Source organism: Sphingomonas fucosidasi (genome assembly GCF_036663855.1).
Lineage (GTDB): Bacteria > Pseudomonadota > Alphaproteobacteria > Sphingomonadales > Sphingomonadaceae > Sphingomonas > Sphingomonas faeni_B.
Map to the genome: position 1 here is coordinate 125,261 of NZ_JAXOJR010000002.1, position 18,068 is coordinate 143,328.

Consider the following 18,068-nt stretch of genomic DNA (forward strand, 5'->3'; position numbering starts at 1 on the left):
CGGGCACCTGACGGTTTGAAAACGGGACGCAGACTATGGCCGACCACCCCTTGCGCATAGTCATTGCCGGTGGCGGTACCGCCGGCTGGATGGCCGCCGCCACCTTCGCGCGGTTCCTGGAGACGGGATACGAGATCGACCTGATCGAGTCCGACGCGATCGGCACGGTCGGGGTCGGCGAGGCGACGATCCCGCAGATCCATCTGTTCAACGATGCGCTCGGGCTCGACGAGGATGCGTTCCTCCGCGCGACCGGCGGCACGTTCAAGCTCGGCATCGAGTTCGTCGACTGGTTCAAGCCGGGCCACCGTTACATGCACGCGTTCGGCGATGTCGGTCGCGACGTCGGCCTGTTGCCGTTCCACCAATATTGGCTGCGCGCGCGGTCGCTGGGGCTCGCCGGCGATCTCGGCGCCTATTCGCTGAACACGCACGCCGCGCTTGCCGAGCGGATGCAGCGGGGGCCTGCCCGTACCGCGCGGACGCTGCCGTCGATGCCGTACGCGTATCATTTCGATGCCGGCCTCTATGCACGCTACCTGCGACGCTATTCCGAGACCCGCGGCGCCAACCGGATCGAGGGCAAGATCGTCCGTGTCACGCGCGACGGTGAGAGCGGGGACGTCTCCGGCCTGGTTCTGGAGAGCGGCACGACCGTCGCCGCCGACCTGTATATCGACTGCACCGGCTTTCGCGGGCTGCTGATCGAGGAGGCGCTCGGCACGGGGTACGAGGACTGGACGCATTGGCTGCCGTGCGACCGCGCGATCGCGGTGCCATCGGCGCGCAGCGAAGCATTCACGCCGTACACACGCTCAACTGCCCATGCAGCGGGCTGGCAGTGGCGGATCCCGTTGCAGCATCGCACCGGCAACGGCGTGGTGTTCTCCAGCGCACACATGAGCGAGGACGAGGCGACCGCGACGCTGCTCAGCGGACTAGACACCCCGGCGATGGCCGATCCGCGGACGATCGCGTTCCGCACCGGCCGCCGCAAGCAGATGTGGAACCGCAACGTCGTCGCGCTCGGGCTGGCGGCGGGGTTCATGGAACCGCTCGAATCCACCAGCATCCACCTGATCCAGTCGGCGATCTCGCGGTTGCTCAAGCTGTTGCCGGGGCGCGTTATCGCCGATGCCGATCGCACCGAATTCAACCGCCAGAGCGACTTCGAATACGAGCGCATCCGCGACTTCATCATCCTCCATTACAAAGCGACGGAACGCGACGACTCGCCGTTCTGGCGCCAGTGCCGCGACATGGTGGTGCCCGACACGCTCGCCGCGAAGATCGAATTGTGGCGCGGCAGCGGGCACATCGTCCGCGAGCATGAGGAGCTGTTCACCGAGGTCGGTTGGCTCCAGGTGCTCGCCGGGCAAGGCATCGTGCCGCGCGGCCATCATCCCCTGGCGGATGCGATATCGACCGCCGATCTGGCCGAGTTCATGGACACGATCGACAAGCTGAACGCGCGCGAGGCAGGCCAGATGCAGGATCATGCCGCGTTCGTCGCCCAGCACTGCGCCGCCGCGGCGGGCCTGACCGCATGACCCCCGACGCCGACACCCTTTTACGATCGAGACCGATGACCGCTTCCGAGACCCCGACGCCCTGGTGGAAGGGCGCCACGATCTACCAGATCTATCCGCGCAGTTTCGCCGACTCGAACGGCGACGGCATCGGCGACCTTGCCGGCATCACCGCGCATCTCGACTATGTCGCCGCGCTCGGTGTCGACGCGGTGTGGTTGTCGCCGTTCTTCACCTCGCCGATGGCGGATTTCGGATACGACGTGTCGGATTACCGCGACGTCGATCCGATCTTCGGCACGCTCGCCGATTTCGACGCGCTGATCGCGCGCGCGCATGCGCTGGGCCTGAAGATCATCATCGATCAGGTCTATTCGCACACCTCGGAGGAGCATGACTGGTTCCGCCAGAGCCGCGCGTCGCGCAGCGGCGACAAGGCGGACTGGTATGTCTGGGCCGATGCCAAGCTCGATGGCACGCCGCCATCGAACTGGCAGTCGGTGTTCGGCGGCCCGGCCTGGACCTGGGACGCGCGACGCGGCCAATATTACATGCACAATTTCCTCAAGGATCAGCCGCAGCTCAACGGGCATAATCCCGCGGTGCAGGACGAGCTGATCGCGACCGCGCGGTTCTGGCTGGATCGCGGCGTCGACGGCTTCCGCCTCGATGCGATCAACTTCGCGATGCACGACCCGGCGCTGACCGACAATCCGCCCGCGCCCGCGACCAACCGCGCACGGACGCGGTCGTTCGATTTCCAGCTGAAGCTGCACAATCAGAGCCATCCGGACATCGTCGGCTTCATCGAGCGGATCCGCGCGCTGCTCGACGAATATGGCGCGGGGTTCACGGTCGCCGAAGTGGGTGGCGACGACAGCGACCGCGAGATGAAGCTGTTCACCGGCGGCAATGGCCGGCTCAACAGCGCGTACGGTTTCGACTTCCTGTACGCGGACCGGCTGACCCCCGAACTGATCGTCGATGCGGTCGGCAACTGGCCCGATACGCCGGGTCTTGGCTGGCCGAGCTGGGCGTTCGAGAACCACGACGCACCCCGCGCGATCTCGCGCTGGACGACGCCCGACCAGCGCGATGCCTTCGCGCGGATGAAGATCCTGCTGCTCGTCGCGCTGCGCGGGAACATTTTCTTGTACCAGGGCGAAGAACTGGGCCTCACGCAGGTCGACATCGCCTTCGCCGACCTGCTCGATCCCGAGGCGATCGCGAATTGGCCGCTCACCTTGTCCCGCGACGGGGCCCGCACACCGATGCCATGGATCGGCGCGGCACCCGATCTCGGATTCGGCAGCACCCAGCCGTGGCTCCCGTTCGGCGAGGATCATCGTGCAATCGCGGTCGATGCGCAGGAAGCCGACGCGACATCGCTGCTGCACTGGACGCGGACGCTGATCGCGGCGCGGAAGGCCCATCCGGCGTTGCGGCTTGGCAGCCTGCGGATCGTGCACAGCGACGATGCGGTGATCGCGTTCGAGCGCGAGTCCGACGACGAGACGCTGCTCTGCGTGTTCAATCTCGGGGACGACGCACGTGGCTGGCCGACCGGCATCGCCACCGATGGCGACATGCTGTTCGCAACCGATCACGCCGACACGACGACGCTGCCGCCGCTGTCCGGGCTGGTGCTGCAGCGGTGATCGACGGGCTCGGCCAGAACATCGTCATCCTCGGCGGCGGTACCGCCGGGTGGATGACCGCGTGCCTGGTCGCGCATCGTTGGAGCGCGCGCGGCGTTCGCGTCACGCTGGTGGAAAGCCCGGAGATCGGCATCGTCGGCGTCGGCGAAGGATCGACGCCGCAGTTGAAGCACTTCTTCGACACGCTCGGCATCGCTGAAGCCGAGTGGATGGCGGCGTGCGACGCGACCTACAAGCTCGGGATCGGCTTCGAGGGCTGGTCCGACCGCGCCGGGTACGAACGCTATTTCCACCCCTTCCCCACCGCGCTCGACGGCCACACCGCACCGCAATTCTTCTACAACACGCGCGCACGACGGACCGGTCGCGATGTCGAGGCGCACCCGGACCGGTTCCTGCTCCCTGCCCGCCTCGCTGCTCAGAACCGCGCACCGCAGCCCGCCGCGAACTTCCCGTTCGAGGTCAGCTACGGCTATCATTTCGACGCGTACAAGGTCGGGGCATTCCTGGCCAAGCATGCGACCGAGACGCTAGGCGTCGTCCACCTCCAACGCCGGATCGCCAGTGTCGAGCGTGCGCCTAACGGCGACATCGTCGCGCTGATCGATACCGATGGCGAGCGTATCGTGGGCGACATCTTCGTCGACGCCAGCGGGTTTCGCAGTACGATCTTCGGCGCGCTGGAAATGCCGTTCGTCAGCTATGCCGACGCGCTGTTCAACGACCGCGCGGTAGTGATGCCGACCGCGCACGCACCCGGCGCGCCGATCCCCAGCCAGACGCGCGCAACTGCGCTATCGGCTGGCTGGGCGTGGCACATCCCGCTGACCAGTCGAAACGGTAACGGCTATGTCTATTCCAGCCGTCACCTGACCGAAGCGCAAGCCGAGGCCGAACTCCGCGCCCATATCGGTGTCGACACCGGCGAAGCGCGCCACCTCAAGATGCGCGTCGGCCGCGTCCGCGACAGCTGGTCGCACAACGCGCTCGCGGTCGGGCTGGCACAGGGCTTCCTCGAACCGCTCGAGGCGACCGCGCTGCATCTCGTCATCGCCACCGTCGAAGCGTTCCTCGACATGGTCGATCAGGGCGGCGCGACTGACGCGGTCCGGACCGCGTTCAACACGCGGATTGCCGCGCGCTACGACGGAGTCCGCGATTACATCGTCGCGCATTACCGGCTGAACCAGCGCCACGACGATCCGACCGGCTATTGGGCGGAAGCGCGCAGCGTGGACGCCCTGTCCGACGACCTGAAGATGCTGATGTCCACCTGGTTCACCGGCGCCGACATGGTCGCGGCGATCGATCGCGCCGGGCTCGGCCGCTATTATTCGGCAATCAGCTGGCATTGCCTGTTCGCCGGCTACGGCACCTTCCCCGATGCCGCGCGGCTCGTCCCGCCCGGCGCCGATATCGATCCCATCGACCTGCCGAAGATCGACGATTTCCTGACCCGTTGCGCATCGAATTTCGGGTCGCACGCCTCTCGCCTCCGCCACCTGGCGGACCACAAGGATACCGTATGAAACGCCTAGCCCTCCTGCTCGCCGCCACCGCTGGCGTGTGCAGCGTTCCCGTCTACGCGCAAACGCCCGCAGCGGCCGCCATCCCCGCGCCAACATTGACTCCACGGAGCGACGGTATCGACGTCCATGTCGGCACGACCACCACGCGGATCACCGCGATGACCGACGGTCTGGTCCGCGTGCGCATCGACAAGAACGGCCTGTTTCCGGAAGACGCCAGCTGGGCCGTCCCCGCCGCGATCCGCCACCAGAAGATCGCCGTCACCGCCGCCCCCGACGGCTTCACCACCGCCAGCGTCCGCGTGCGGATCGGTGCCGGCGGCGCGATCACTTTCGAGACGCTCGACGGCAAGATCATCTCCGCCGACGCCGCCCCCGTCGCGACCGACGGCAAGGCGTTCGCGATCTCGAAGACGCTGCCGATCGCCGAGCATTTCTATGGCCTGGGCGACAAGACGCAGGGGCTCGACCGGCGCGGCCACGGTTTCGTCGACTGGAACACCGACGCGTTCGGGTTCAGCAGCGCCGACGATCCGATCTACAAGTCGATACCCTTCTTCATCGGCTCCGGCGGCGCGGGAGGCAGCTACGGCATCCTGCTCGACAACACCTACCGCACCTGGTTCGACTTCGGTCACCGCGACGCCGAGACGCTCTCGTTCGGCGGCCCCGACGGCCCGATCGACTATTATTTCATTGCCGGGCCATCGATGGCGGAGGTCACGCGGCGTTATGCCGACCTGACCGGCCACGCCCCGCTCGCGCCGAAATGGGCTCTCGGCTACCAGCAGTCGCGCTACAGCTATGGCAGCGCCGACGAGGTTCGCCAGATCGCCGCGCGCCTGCGCAGCGACCGCGTGCCGACCGACGTGATCTGGCTCGACATCGGCTATCAGGATCGCAACCGGCCGTTCACCACGGACGCCAAGACCTTCCCCGACCTCCCTAAGCTCGCCACCGAGATGAAGGCCGACGGGATCAAGCTAGTCGCGATCACTGATCTCCACATCGCCGCAGTCGAGCAGGGCTACGCGCCGTACCAGAGCGGCATGAAGGCCGATGCGTTCATCAAGAATGCGGACGGCACCCCCTATGTCGCGCCGGTCTGGCCGGGGCCGTCGGTATTCCCCGACTTCACCAAGACCGCTGCACGGACCTGGTGGGGCACGCAATATAAGGGCTTTCTCGACGCCGAGATCGCGGGCTTCTGGAACGACATGAACGAGCCGGCGATCTTCGAGACGCCGACCAAGACGATGCCGCTCGACACCCGCCACCGCATCGACAGCGACGATTTCACCGCGCGCATCACCGATCACCGCGAGGCGCACAACGTCTACGGCATGCTCAACACACGCGCGACGTTCGATGGCCTGCTCAAGCTGCGCCCCGACGAGCGCCCGTTCGTGATGACCCGCGCGAGCTATGCCGGCGGGCAGCGTTATGCGGTCACCTGGACCGGCGACAACAGCGCGACCTGGGATCATCTGAAGCTGTCGGTGCAGCAGATCATCAACCTCGGGCTGTCGGGCTTCGGCTACAGCGCCGCGGACGTCAGCGGGTTTGCGGGCGGCCCGAGCCCGGACCTGCTCACCCGCTGGACCGAGATCGGCGCGTTCACGCCGGTGTTCCGCAACCATTCGGCGACCGGCACCCCTCGCGTGGAACCCTGGGTCGACGGCCCCGACCATCTCGCGATCCGCCGCCGCTTCATCGAGGAGCGCTACCGGTTGATGCCGTATTTCTACGCGTTGGCGGACCAGAATGCGCGGTTCGGCGATCCGATCATGCGGCCGGTGTTCTACGATTATCCCGCCGCCGCGACCGCGTCGTGCGATCAGTCGATGGCGTTCACGCTCGGCAAGTCGCTGCTGATCGCGCCGCCGCCCAAGCCGGAGTCGCCGCAGGTCTATGACGTCTGCCTCCCCGCGGGCGGCTGGTATGATTACTGGACCGGACAGCGCGTCGGCACGCCCGAGCCCGCCGCTGCCGGCCCGATCCAGTCGGCGACGCAAGCAGTACCGACCGCGCGTACGCTCGGCGACCGGGTGACCGAAACGCCGCGGCTCGATCACCTGCCCGTGTTCGTCCGCGCCGGTACGATCCTGCCGCGCCAGCCTTTGGTCCAGAGCACGAGCGAAACCCCGAACGGTCCGCTCCGTCTCGACATCTATCCCGGCGCCGACTGCCTGGGGACGCTCTACGAAGACGATGGCCGCACGCTCGCGTACACCCGCCGCGGCTATTTCCGCCAGACGGTGCGCTGCACGATCACGCCGACCGGCCTGTCGATCGACTTCGCCAAGCCAGAGGGCGGGTTCAAGCCGTGGTGGAAATCGATTGCCGTCACCGTCCACAACTGGACCGGGAGCGGCGCCGCCACGGTGAAGGGCAAGCGCCTGGACATGGTCGGTGACGCCCAAGCTCTGACCGCGACCGTGACCGTTCCCGCGCAATCCGGTGCCACCACGATCGCGATCGACGGACGCACAGCGCGCACCAACTGATCGCGGAGCCGCCCCGCGCGTAGCGGAGTGTTGCTCAGCGAACACCCGACGACCATCCCGCGCGCACCGACGTGCGCGGGATGGTCGCGGCTGCCTTTAGCGGGAGCGCAGAAGAGCCTCGGCGCGTGCGGTGTACCGCCCTCCCCCATAGTGACGCGGTTCTAATCCCCTTGCCGGCACTAGAAATCCCGGTATCGCTTGCGGAACGGATTTACCCATACGGAAGAGCCAAGTATTCCCGTCGCTGACGATCAAATATAAGTTTACAAAAAATCTTTTTGATACTGATAATTGATCGCCTTGATCTCGCACACATCTGCTAAAGACCATCAATACCAAGTGTGACGCCGTCGAACCGGATGTCAGACACATACTCTGGTTTTTAGAGACACCGCGACATCGATACGACGCTCTCCAAGTTTTTCGACGGGCTTTCGCTCGGGGTCTCGCTCGCCGAAGATGACCGGAATCACGTTCTAAATCTGCCCTTTACGCGAAAGACATTCATGGCGTCGGGATATCTCGTACGCCAGGGTGACCGGTGTGATACCGTTTCGGTACTATTGGATGGCTATTGTTACGGCCAAAAGGACGATGGCGAGGGAAATTGCCAGATCGTGTCGCTTGCCATACCCGGTGATGTTATCGGCCTCGAGCATGTATACTTGCTGACGACCGATCATAACGTCCGCGCGCTCACGACGGTAGACGTCGCCATGATACCTTTATCCGCGGTCCAGCAACTCTCCGCGAGCCGGCCGGCGATCGCCCATGCCCTTGGTATTCATCAAGCGATAAACCATGCGATCGCCCGCGAATGGATCGTCAACATTGGCGCCCGAGACGGCTTGCGCCGCGTCGCGCATTTTCTGTGCGAATTTGCGGTCCGTTGCGACGCCTGGCGGAGCGATACCGCCGCCGGCTACGAGTTGCCGATGTCGCAAGAACAGATCGGCCAGGCGACGGGACTGACCGCGGTTCACGTCAACCGAATGCTGAAGACGCTTCACGCCGCCGGCCTGATCGAGCGCAGCTGGCGCAACGTCGTGTTCTCAAACTGGGAAGGGCTGCGCGACGTCGCCTGCTTCTCGTCGGATTATCTGCATCCAGGCCGGCAGGTGCCCGCCCCCAGCTACCGAACGGTCTAGTCCGCCTGATGTCGGCGCCGCGGTCGCTGCTCCGCCGACATAGACTCCAGCTCCAGCCGTTCTCGACGATCGAACTACAGAGATCTGACCGAATCGATAGACTCGGCCAGTGAAACCCAGGTTCGATCCTGAGTCACTTCGCGGGCTGGACACGAAATAATGTTATCTAAATCTTAATAGACGGTCTTAATTCCAGTCTTGCGCCGCCAGACCGATCGGCAAACCGTCTCAATCACCGCAAATTGTACGTTTTACACTATCATATCAAGTTTATAGCTTGATTTTTATTTGATAGACTTACATAGGTTAAGCAGACTTAGCGATCATACCGTGCGATCCTCGCGACCGGTCGACCGCTTGGGATACAATGCCCTGACCATATGGGTTTCGATGGCAGCGAGGTTCGACGCAGATCGATCCGCTGCAATCCGCTAAGGCTTCGTCCTCGCTTCGGGCGCTCTACCCCCTTCGAACGGCTCCCGCTGCTGCGGATGGGAGATCCGTGCCTTCCATCCGCGGTGACGATCGAGGTGTTCATGTACAAGTCGACCCTATGGGCGGCCGCGCTTGCGGCTGTGAGCCCGGCTGCCTTGCTGGTTTCCGCGCAATCCGCGCAGGCACAGGTTCCCGTCGGCGCCGGCGGACAGCTCCAGCAGATCCCACCGACTCCGCTGAACGAGACTCCCGCGCCCGATTTCGGGTTCGAGCGCAAGACGCCCGTTGTCGTCGCCGCAACCGGTGGCCCCAAGACGCTCGTCCGGTCGCTCCGCGTGACCGGTGCGACGCTGTTCCCCGAGGCCGACCTGATCGCCGCGTCCGAATTCACGCCGAACAGCGAGCTCGATCTGTCCGACCTCAAGACGCTCGCCGCGCGGATCACCGCCTATTACACCAGCCGCGGCTATTTCGTCGCGAACGCCTACCTCCCCGAGCAGGACGTGCAGAGCGGCACGGTCACGATCGCGGTGATCGAGGGGCGCTTCGGCGCAGTCGGCGTCAAGAACGAGTCGCGGCTCTCTGACAGCGTCGCGAACGGTATCCTCGCCGGGCTCGACGTTGGCGATCCGGTCGCGGTCGCCCCGCTCGAACGTCGCCTGCTGATGTTGTCGGACCTTCCCGGCGTGCGCGTGAAGTCGACGCTCAGCCCTGGCACCGCGGTCGGCACGTCGGACCTGCTGGTCGATATCACCCCCGGCCAGAGCATCACCGGCAGCGTCGAGGCCGACAATGCCGGCAACCGCTACACCGGCGCCTACCGCGTCGGCGGTTCGGTAAACTGGAACAACCCGACCGGATCCGGCGACGTGCTGAGCCTGCGCGCGTTGACCTCGTTCTCCGGGCTCGCTTACGGTCGCGCATCGTACCAGGCGCCGATCGGCCAGGTCACGCTGGGCGTCGCCTTCGCGCATCTCGAATATTCGCTCGGCAAGGAATTCGACAGCCTCGACGGCAGCGGCAACGCCGACGTCGCCAGCGTCTATGCCAGCTATCCGCTGATCCGTTCGCGCGACAACAATCTGTACGTGACCGTCGGCGGCGATGTGAAATGGTTCGAGGACAAGATCGGCATCGTCGATACCACCAGCTATCGTCGCGCGCAGGTGATCACCGCAGGGCTCAGCGGCGACGAGCACGACACCTTGCTCGGGGGCGGCTGGAGCGCGTACTCGCTCAGCTATTCGGTCGGCAATCTCGACATCCGCGGCGCGTACGAGCGTTCCATCGACGCGCTGACCGCACGCACCGACGGCAGCTACGGGAAGCTGCAGTTCAGCTTCGCGCGGTTGCAGACGATCGCCGGACCGCTGTCGCTGTTCGCCTCCGCCCGCGGGCAGATCGCGTTCAGCAACCTCGACATCTCCGAGCGGATGGAACTGGGCGGCGCCTATGCGGTGCGCGCCTATCCCGAAGGCGAGGCGTATGGCGACCAGGGTTACGTCGCCACCGCCGAGGCGCGGCTGGCGCTGCCGCAGGTCGTGCCGGGTGCGCTCCAGCTGTTCGGGTTCGTCGACGTCGGCGAGGTCGATTACGTCAAGCACCCGTATTTCACCGGCTCCAATCACGCGAAGCGCAGCGCGTACGGCGCAGGCCTGAGTTGGGCGGGACCGTACGGGATCGCCGCCCGGGCGACCTATGCGCGCAAACTCGGCGACGAGGACGCGACGTCCGCCCCCGACAAGTCGGGCCGCGCTTGGTTCCAGGTTTCGAAGACCTTCTGACCGCGCCGCCAAACGCTGCTGGCACCCGCAATTTTGCGGCCATCCGCCGCCACCAAGGATACCGCCCATGACCCCCATTCCCTCTTCGCTCAGAAACACCAGCCGCCTCGCTCCCTCCGTTACGCGCACGCGGCTTGGCGGGCTGTTCGGCACGACCGGGCTCGCGCGGTTCGCGTGGCTGATCGGGTTCAGCCTTGCTGGCACGATGGCTGCACGTCCGGTCGAGGCGCAGACGCTGCCGACCGGGGGTGAGGTCGTGGCGGGCCAGGCCAGCATCGCGGCCGGCAGCAAGTCGCTGACCGTGACGCAGACCAGCGACCGCGCGGCGATCAACTGGCAGTCCTTCTCGATCGGCAAGGGCAATAGCGTCGTCTTCGACCAGCCGACCAGCAGTTCGGTCGCGCTGAACCGCGTGCTGGGCACCGATCCGTCTGTGATCCTCGGCAATCTGTCGGCGAACGGGAAGGTGTTCCTGGTCAACGCGAACGGCATCCTGTTTGGCCAGACCGCGAACGTGAACGTCGGCGGGCTGGTGGCCTCGACGCTCAACATCTCCGATGCCGACTTCCTCGCGGGCAAGAACAGTTTCGCAGGGACGAGCGGCGCAGGCGTCCAGAACGACGGCCGGATCACCGCGAAGAACGGCTATGTCGCGCTGCTAGGCGCGAACGTCGGCAATAGCGGGACGATCAAGGCGAACTTCGGCACCGTCGTGCTGGCAGGCGGCGAGGCGATCACGCTCGACGTGGCGGGTGACGGGCTGCTCAACGTCGCGGTCGACAAGGGCGCGGTCGGCGCGCTGGTCCGCAACGGCGGGCTGATCCGCGCGGACGGCGGCAAGGTCGTGATGACCGCGCAAGGGGCCGGCGACCTGCTCCACACCGCGGTCAACAACACCGGCATCGTCGAGGCGCGCACGTTGCAGAACCGTGGCGGCACCATCCTGCTGCTCGGCGACATGAAGACCGGCACCGTCACCCTCGCCGGCACGCTCGACGCGAGCGCGCCGGTCGGCGGCAATGGCGGCTTCATCGAAACCTCCGCCGCGACCGTCACCGTGGCGGACAGCGCCAAGGTCTCGACCTACGCACCGGGCGGCATGACCGGCATGTGGCTGATCGATCCGCAGGATTACGTGATCGGCGCGGGCGGCAACATCTCGGGCGCGACGCTGTCGGCGCAGCTCGTCACGACCAGCATCACCATCAGCACGATCCCCACGGCGGGCGACACGACCACCGGCAATGGCGACATCTTCGTCAACGATGCGGTCGCATGGACCGCGTCGGGCGTACCGACGACGCTGACGATGAACGCGTTTCGCGACGTCAACATCAACGCGCCGATCACCGCGACCAACGGCAACATCGTCGCCTGCTGTGGTCGCGACGTGAACGTCAACGCGGACCTGACGACGACCAACGGCAGCATCCTGCTGAACGCCGGGCAGAACGTGAACGTGTTTCACGCGATCACGACGACCGACGGCAACATCGCACTGTGCGCCGGCCACGACGTGCTGATCGATGCGGCGGTCACGCTGACCCGCGGCACGACGATCCCCGCGCAGAGCCTGGGCCTGCCGGTCGGGCTGACGCTGATCGCCGGCGCGGACGGCACCGGGCCGGGCGTCAACGGCGGCACGATCGTGTTCTCCGCGCTGTCGCCGCCGACCACGGTCACTGCGGCGCCGGTGTCGATCAACTACAACCCCATTTCGTACACGACTCCGACCGACTTCACGACCGAGTTCGTGCTGACCGAGGGCGCGGCGATCACCCAGCGCATGCTGCTGTTCCCGACCGCGCAGAAGGTCGCCGACGGCACCAATGCGGCGGTGCTGAGCGGGTTCAACACCAACGGCACCTCGGGCACGCCGACCGGCGTATCGCTGGTCGCCGGCCCGGATGCGACCGCGACGTTCGACAGCACCGGCGAAGGCACGGGGATCGGCGTGAGCTTCAGCGGCTACACGCTGACCGGTGCGAACGCGGACCAGTACGCGCTGGCGAGCTCGTGCTGCGTCGCCGGGTTCCGGACGACCGGGACGATTACGGCTGCTCCGGCTCCTGCGCCAGCGCCTGCCCCGGCACCAGCTCCCGCTCCCGCTCCCGCTCCCGCTCCCGCTCCGGCTCCGGCTCCGGCTCCGGCTCCGGCTCCGGCGCCTGCCCCGGCACCAGCGCCTGCTCCGGCACCAGCGCCAGCTCCAGCTCCAGCTCCAGCACCAGCGCCCGCCCCGGCACCATCGCCAGCACCGTCACCGACGCCTACGCCTACGCCGACGCCTACGCCCACGCCGACGCCCACGCCGCCCGTCATCGTCACACCAACACCTGTGCCAAACCTGCCGACCGCGGCACGCCCGATCCTGGACGTTCCGCCCGTGATGGTCCGCGTCCCGTCACCACCGCCGATCGAGGTCGTCGAGGATGGCGTAGCATTCCCGCCGCCGATCCGTCCGGGTACGGTCATCGTCGAGACCCCGGGCACGCCGCAGGCCGTGCAGCCGACACCCGATCGTCCCTTCGTGCAACCGACCCCGCCGAACACGCCGGCCGTCCCCGACTATCCACGCAAGCAGGCGCGCCATTAAAGTGATCGGCCGGGACAGGATCGGACGGCAATGGCGCGGTACGTTGATAACGGGACTCGTTGCGCTCGCGGCGACCTCCCCAGGCGTGGCGCAGGCCGTACGCGCCGAACCCGTAGGACGGTTCGGGACCGAAGCGGTTTCGAACGATGCGCGCGACACTGCGGACTGGGTTGCCGCGTCGCACGATAACCAGGGCCTGCCGTTCATCGTCATCGACAAGGTGAACGCCGTAGTCTTCGCATTCGACGCCACCGGTGGATTGCGCGGTACGGCACCAGCCTTGCTCGGCATGGCGCGCGGCGATGCGAGCGTGCCCGGCATCGGCCAGCGCAAGCTCGCGACGATTACGCCGTCCGAACGCACGACCCCCGCGGGTCGGTTCAAGGCCTCGCTCGGTCGCGACTTCGAACAGGACATCCTGTGGATCGACTATGACGCCGCGCTGTCGATGCACCGCGTGATCGTCGGCCGCCGCGTCGACAATCGCGCCGGCCGGCTCGCCTCACCGACGCCGAGCGACAACCGGATCTCGTATGGCTGCGTGAATGTGCCGCCGGGGTTTTACGACGGGGTGGTGAAGCCGTTATTCACCGGGACCGTAGGGATCGTCTACATCCTGCCGGAGACGAAGCCGTTGCGAAGCGTGTTCGCCGTGCCGGACTGACAGACAGACAATAAAATCCTCCCCCGCCAGGGGGAGGTGGCTGGCGCTCGCCAGACGGAGGGGGAGGACACGGAACAAGAATTATCGCGCTCCGTCCCTCCAGCACTTCTCAGCCAAGTCTGGTGAAATTGCGCCCCGCCCGGCCCCTACGTCACCGGCACCAAGGCCTCTCGCGATACCATTTGGTCAGCACGTATTTGACGCCCTGCTCGACCGGCATGCCCTGGTGCAGCGACCCCGGGTTCGGCCGCCCCAGCGCATCCATGTTGTTCCAGATCACCAGATTGCCGGCCTTCGGTGCGATCATCACGCCGGCCGTCGGAAAGTTCGTCCGGCCGCCCAGTGTCGGTTCGTTGAGGAACGTCATCGCCGACCAAGTCCGCTGTCCGCCGATCGGCACCTGATTTCGCCAATAATGCTGCCCGGTATCGAAGAAATCATGGTGCGGCTTGAACTCTTGTCCGACCGCATAGCGCTGGCCCTGCAAGGCTTCACCGAAGACCGGATCGAGACCGGTCAGATCGTCGAGCTTGCTCTCGACGGCCGTTACCGCGTCGGGTCCGGGATAGAGATAGCAGGTTTCGCTCGTCCGATACGACGGTACGGGATCGTCGGAGACGACGGGCGACGGCACGCGATCGGTATCGATCAGCCGGATCAGCGCAGCGCATTCGCCAAGCGTGAGAAAATTGCGGACGACATAGAGTTCGACGCCGTTTGACGGGATCCGGACGGCCCCGGCGTAATGCGCGATCCGCTCTCGAATGCGCACCGCGGAGTCGGATCGGGCCAGGGCTTCCAGCTGCCCGTCGCGCAGATCGAGCGCCGACAATGGAGCCGACATCAACGACGCATTTTCAAACTTGTCGGTCGGCCAAGCGCCAGTATCTAGAAATTCGGACATGTTTCGATCGCTCTACTCATACGCCCTTTACTAGACCAATAGCAGACATCTTATCATATGTTTATATTTTTTTCTTGATATATCTCAAACGTTTACTTAGGCGATTGAGCTGTAGCGAACTTTGGCCAGGCCCGATTGTGCGATTATTCGCCACCGCTACCCCGCCATGGACCCCGCCGCAACCGGGATCACCCTGAGGCGTTATAGGGCCCACGTATGATCAAGGTCGCCAGCTACAATATCCACAAGGGCATCGGGCTCGACCGTCGGCGCAATCCCGAGCGCGTGGTCGAGGTTCTGCGCGAAATCGACGCGGACGTGATCGCGTTGCAGGAGGCGGACCGGCGGTTTGGCGCAAAGGCATGCGTCCTGCCGCATCATCTGCTGGAGGAACACAGCGACTGGAAACCGGTCGATTTCGGCCTCCGCGCGCTCAGTATGGGGTGGCACGGCAACGTCATCCTGGTCCGCAAATCGGCGTGTGTGATCGCCAGCGAACCGCTGCACCTGCCGGCGCTGGAACCGCGCGGGGCGGTGATGGCTGACGTGCAACTCGCCGGCGGTACGATCCGCGTGCTCGGCATGCATCTCGATCTGTCGGGGCTGTGGCGGCGCAAGCAGGCGGCGGCGATCATGAATCATGTCGATACCTGCGCGCATCGTCGTCCGACCGTGATGATGGGCGATCTCAACGAGTGGAGCGCGGGCGCCGGGTGCCTGCGCGACTTTGGGCGCGACTATGCGTTTGCCGAGACCGGCGCGAGTTTCCATTCGCGGCGGGCGATCGCGCGGCTCGATCGGATCATGGTCTCGCGCGAGTTGAACGTGGTCGATTGCGGCGTGCATGCCAGCCCCGCGGCGCGGAAAGCGTCTGATCATCTGCCGATCTGGGCTATGCTCGAACCCAGGGCAACGGCTCCATAATCGATACCGAGGATGTAGAATGCGCGAGAAGGAACTGCGACTGGCGCTCGTCTGCTATGGCGGGATCAGCCTGGCGGTCTACATGCACGGCATCACCAAGGAGATCTGGCGTCTCGTTTGCGCGAGCCGCGCGTTCCATGACGGCGAGGTGCAGAAGGGCGGCAGCCAGGGTGTGTATCACGCGCTGCTCCAGGAGATCGAGGATCACGCATCGATCCGGGTGCGGGTGCTCGCCGACATCATCGCCGGCGCGAGTGCGGGCGGGATCAACGGCATCTTCCTCGCGCAGGCGATCGCGACCGGCCAGAGCCTCGATCCGCTGACCGACCTGTGGATGACGTCGGCCGATGTCGAGGCGCTGATCGATACCGAGGCGGCGCCGAAATCGCGCTTTTCGAAGGCATGGGCGATGCCGCTCGCGTGGATGGCGGCGGGACGGAGCACGGACAAGGTCGAGGCGCTCGACGAACCGACCCGTGAGGAGGTGCGGACCAAGCTGTCGCATTTCATCCGGTCGCGTTGGTTCGAGCCACCGTTCGGGGGGAAGACCTTCACCAACCTGCTGCTCGATGCGTTCGACGCGATGGGTGCGAACGAGCGCGGGCCGCGGCTGTTGCCGCCTGGCCAGCCGCTCGACCTGTTCGTGACGGTGACCGATTTTTCCGGGCATCCCGAGCGGTTGCAGCTCAACTCGCCCGCCGAGGTGGTCGAGACCGAGCACCGGCTGGTGGTCGACTTCACCGATCATGGCGGCGCGACCGAGACCCTCGCGCCGCGCGCCGAACTGGCGTTCGCGGCGCGCGCGACATCAAGCTTTCCGGGCGCGTTTCCGCCGTTCACGGTCGCCGAACTGGACGGCGTGCTGGAGCAGCGCAAGATCGCGTGGCCGGGCCGCAGTGGCTTCCTCGCGCGCGTGCTGCCCCGTCATACCGCGGCCAACGCGGCGGAAAGCGCGGTGCTGATCGACGGCTCGGTGCTTGCCAATGCGCCGTTCCGGCCGGCGCTCGATGCGCTGAAGGAACGCCCGGCGCGGCGCCAGATCGACCGGCGGTTCATTTACATAGACCCGTCGCCTGGCATCAAGCTGCGGCTCAATCGCGGCGAAGGCACGCCCGGGTTCTTCCAGACGATCATCGGCGCGATCAGCGACATTCCGCGCCAGCAACCGATCCGCGACAATCTGGAGGCGATCGCCGAGCGTTCTGCCCGGATCGACCGGATGCGCGGGATCGTCACCGCGATCCGGCCGGAAGTCGAGGCGGACGTCGAATCGCTGTTCGGCCACACGCTGTTCCTCGACCGCCCGACCGCGCCGCGTCTGATCGCATGGCGGCGGCGTGCTCAGAAGGCGGCAGCGGCGAGTTCGGGCTATGGCTTCTTCGCCTATGGGCATCTGAAGCGCAGCGCGGTGATCGAAGCGATCGCAAGCCTGTTGTACGATGCGGGGCGGCATCACAGCCCGCGGCGGCTGGTGCAAATCCGGGCCGCGATCGTCGCGCGGGTCGCGGCGACGGGCGCGGACCAACTCGGGGCGGGCTTCGCCAACGGTGCCAGCCCTGCGTCGATCGCGTTCCTGCGAACCTTCGACATCGGCTTTCGCATTCGCCGGCTGCGGCTGATGGCGCGGCGGCTGTCGGAGGTGGAAACCGCCGCCGATGAGCCCGAGCTCGCGCCGATGCGCGACGCGATCTACGAATCGCTGTCGCCGTATCTGGATCGGCTGCGCGGCGAGATGCATGCCGGGATGCACGATGCGGTGCGCGCGATGAAGGGCGATGCGACCGCGGTGCTCGAGACGCTTGGGCGGACGTTCGATCTCGAACGGCTCGACGCGGAGACCGACCAGCGGCTGGCGGAGGCGTTCGCCGCGCTTGCCAAGCCTGCACGGCGGACGTTGTTGCTCGCCTATCTCGGCTTTCCGTATTTCGACACCGCGACGCTGCCGCTGTTGCAGGGCGAGGGGCTCGACGAGTTCGACCCGATCAAGGTCGACCGGATCGCGCCCGACGATGCGACCGCGATCCGCTCCGGCGGCGCGGAGGCGACGTTGAAGGGAATCCAGTTCGGCACGTTCGGCGCGTTCTTCAGCCGGGCCTACCGCGAGAACGACTATCTCTGGGGGCGGCTGCACGGGTCGGAGCGGATGATCGACATCACCGTCTCGACGTTGCCGCAGACCGTGCGGATGAAGCCGGGGCGGGTCGCGGCGATCAAGCGGGCGGCGTTCCTCGCGATCCTCGACGAGGAGGAACCGCGGCTGACCGCGATCCTGCCGCTGATCGCGCAGTTGCGGACCGAGATCGGCTAAAGCCCCTCTTGCTCGCCAGAAGACTGGCCAAAACGCCGATGTGGCGGTAGCTCTGGGTTTCCAACCGCGTTTCGGCGCGATTGGG

Annotated in this window: 11 protein-coding genes; 10 read left to right on the top strand and 1 reads right to left on the bottom strand. The window is 66.0% G+C overall.

Features of this window, described 5'->3' with window-relative positions; translation table 11 throughout:
- Positions 1-35: 35 nt before the first annotated feature.
- From U1737_RS04040 to U1737_RS04075, 8 genes are all read left to right on the top strand, one after another.
- Positions 36-1,550: a tryptophan halogenase family protein gene (locus U1737_RS04040; protein WP_248521891.1), complete on the top strand. Its 1,515-nt coding sequence runs from the start codon at positions 36-38 to the stop codon at positions 1,548-1,550.
- A gap of 35 nt (positions 1,551-1,585) precedes the next feature.
- Entirely contained in the window at positions 1,586-3,187 is a 1,602-nt protein-coding gene (locus U1737_RS04045) for an alpha-amylase family glycosyl hydrolase (protein ID WP_332795724.1), read from the top strand.
- Complete coding sequence (locus U1737_RS04050) at positions 3,184-4,716, top strand: tryptophan halogenase family protein (RefSeq protein WP_332795725.1); 1,533 nt, start codon at positions 3,184-3,186, stop codon at positions 4,714-4,716. The genes U1737_RS04045 and U1737_RS04050 overlap by 4 nt, the downstream gene beginning before the upstream one ends.
- Positions 4,713-7,223 (top strand): glycoside hydrolase family 31 protein, encoded by a 2,511-nt coding sequence (locus U1737_RS04055; protein WP_332795726.1) that lies wholly within the window; start codon positions 4,713-4,715, stop codon positions 7,221-7,223. Before U1737_RS04050 ends, U1737_RS04055 begins: the two co-directional genes overlap by 4 nt.
- A 506-nt stretch (positions 7,224-7,729) precedes the next feature.
- Entirely contained in the window at positions 7,730-8,371 is a 642-nt protein-coding gene (locus U1737_RS04060; protein ID WP_332795727.1) for a Crp/Fnr family transcriptional regulator, read from the top strand.
- A gap of 536 nt (positions 8,372-8,907) precedes the next feature.
- On the top strand, positions 8,908-10,590 hold the full coding sequence (locus tag U1737_RS04065) for a ShlB/FhaC/HecB family hemolysin secretion/activation protein (RefSeq protein ID WP_332795728.1): 1,683 nt from the start codon (positions 8,908-8,910) through the stop codon (positions 10,588-10,590).
- 67 nt (positions 10,591-10,657) lie between these two features.
- Positions 10,658-13,183 carry a two-partner secretion domain-containing protein gene (locus U1737_RS04070; RefSeq protein WP_332795729.1) on the top strand — a complete coding sequence of 842 codons (2,526 nt, stop codon included), beginning with the start codon at positions 10,658-10,660 and terminating at the stop codon, positions 13,181-13,183.
- 43 nt (positions 13,184-13,226) lie between these two features.
- The gene (locus tag U1737_RS04075) at positions 13,227-13,847 is read left to right on the top strand and encodes a L,D-transpeptidase (RefSeq protein ID WP_332795730.1); all 621 of its coding nucleotides are present in this window, start codon (positions 13,227-13,229) and stop codon (positions 13,845-13,847) included.
- A 151-nt stretch (positions 13,848-13,998) separates the two neighbouring features.
- Here U1737_RS04075 and U1737_RS04080 read toward each other — a convergent pair whose 3' ends face one another.
- Positions 13,999-14,751, bottom strand: coding sequence for a prolyl hydroxylase family protein (locus U1737_RS04080; protein WP_248521906.1), 753 nt, complete (start codon positions 14,749-14,751; stop codon positions 13,999-14,001).
- Positions 14,752-14,967: 216 nt separating this feature from the next.
- Here U1737_RS04080 and U1737_RS04085 point away from each other — a divergent pair, with 216 nt between their 5' ends.
- A complete protein-coding gene (locus U1737_RS04085; RefSeq protein WP_332795731.1) occupies positions 14,968-15,675 on the top strand; it encodes an endonuclease/exonuclease/phosphatase family protein in 708 nt (235 codons plus the stop codon).
- 19 nt (positions 15,676-15,694) lie between these two features.
- Positions 15,695-17,983, top strand: coding sequence for a patatin-like protein (locus tag U1737_RS04090; protein WP_332795732.1), 2,289 nt, complete (start codon positions 15,695-15,697; stop codon positions 17,981-17,983).
- The last annotated feature ends 85 nt before the right edge of the window (positions 17,984-18,068 follow it).

Coding starts and splice junctions, on each gene's coding strand:
- U1737_RS04040 (WP_248521891.1), top strand. CDS start 36: ATGGCCGACCACCCCTTGCGCATAGTCATTGCCGGTGGCGGTACCGCC.
- U1737_RS04070 (WP_332795729.1), top strand. CDS start 10,658: ATGACCCCCATTCCCTCTTCGCTCAGAAACACCAGCCGCCTCGCTCCC.
- U1737_RS04060 (WP_332795727.1), top strand. CDS start 7,730: ATGGCGTCGGGATATCTCGTACGCCAGGGTGACCGGTGTGATACCGTT.
- U1737_RS04085 (WP_332795731.1), top strand. CDS start 14,968: ATGATCAAGGTCGCCAGCTACAATATCCACAAGGGCATCGGGCTCGAC.
- U1737_RS04090 (WP_332795732.1), top strand. CDS start 15,695: ATGCGCGAGAAGGAACTGCGACTGGCGCTCGTCTGCTATGGCGGGATC.
- U1737_RS04065 (WP_332795728.1), top strand. CDS start 8,908: ATGTACAAGTCGACCCTATGGGCGGCCGCGCTTGCGGCTGTGAGCCCG.
- U1737_RS04045 (WP_332795724.1), top strand. CDS start 1,586: ATGACCGCTTCCGAGACCCCGACGCCCTGGTGGAAGGGCGCCACGATC.
- U1737_RS04055 (WP_332795726.1), top strand. CDS start 4,713: ATGAAACGCCTAGCCCTCCTGCTCGCCGCCACCGCTGGCGTGTGCAGC.
- U1737_RS04080 (WP_248521906.1), bottom strand. CDS start 14,751: ATGTCCGAATTTCTAGATACTGGCGCTTGGCCGACCGACAAGTTTGAA.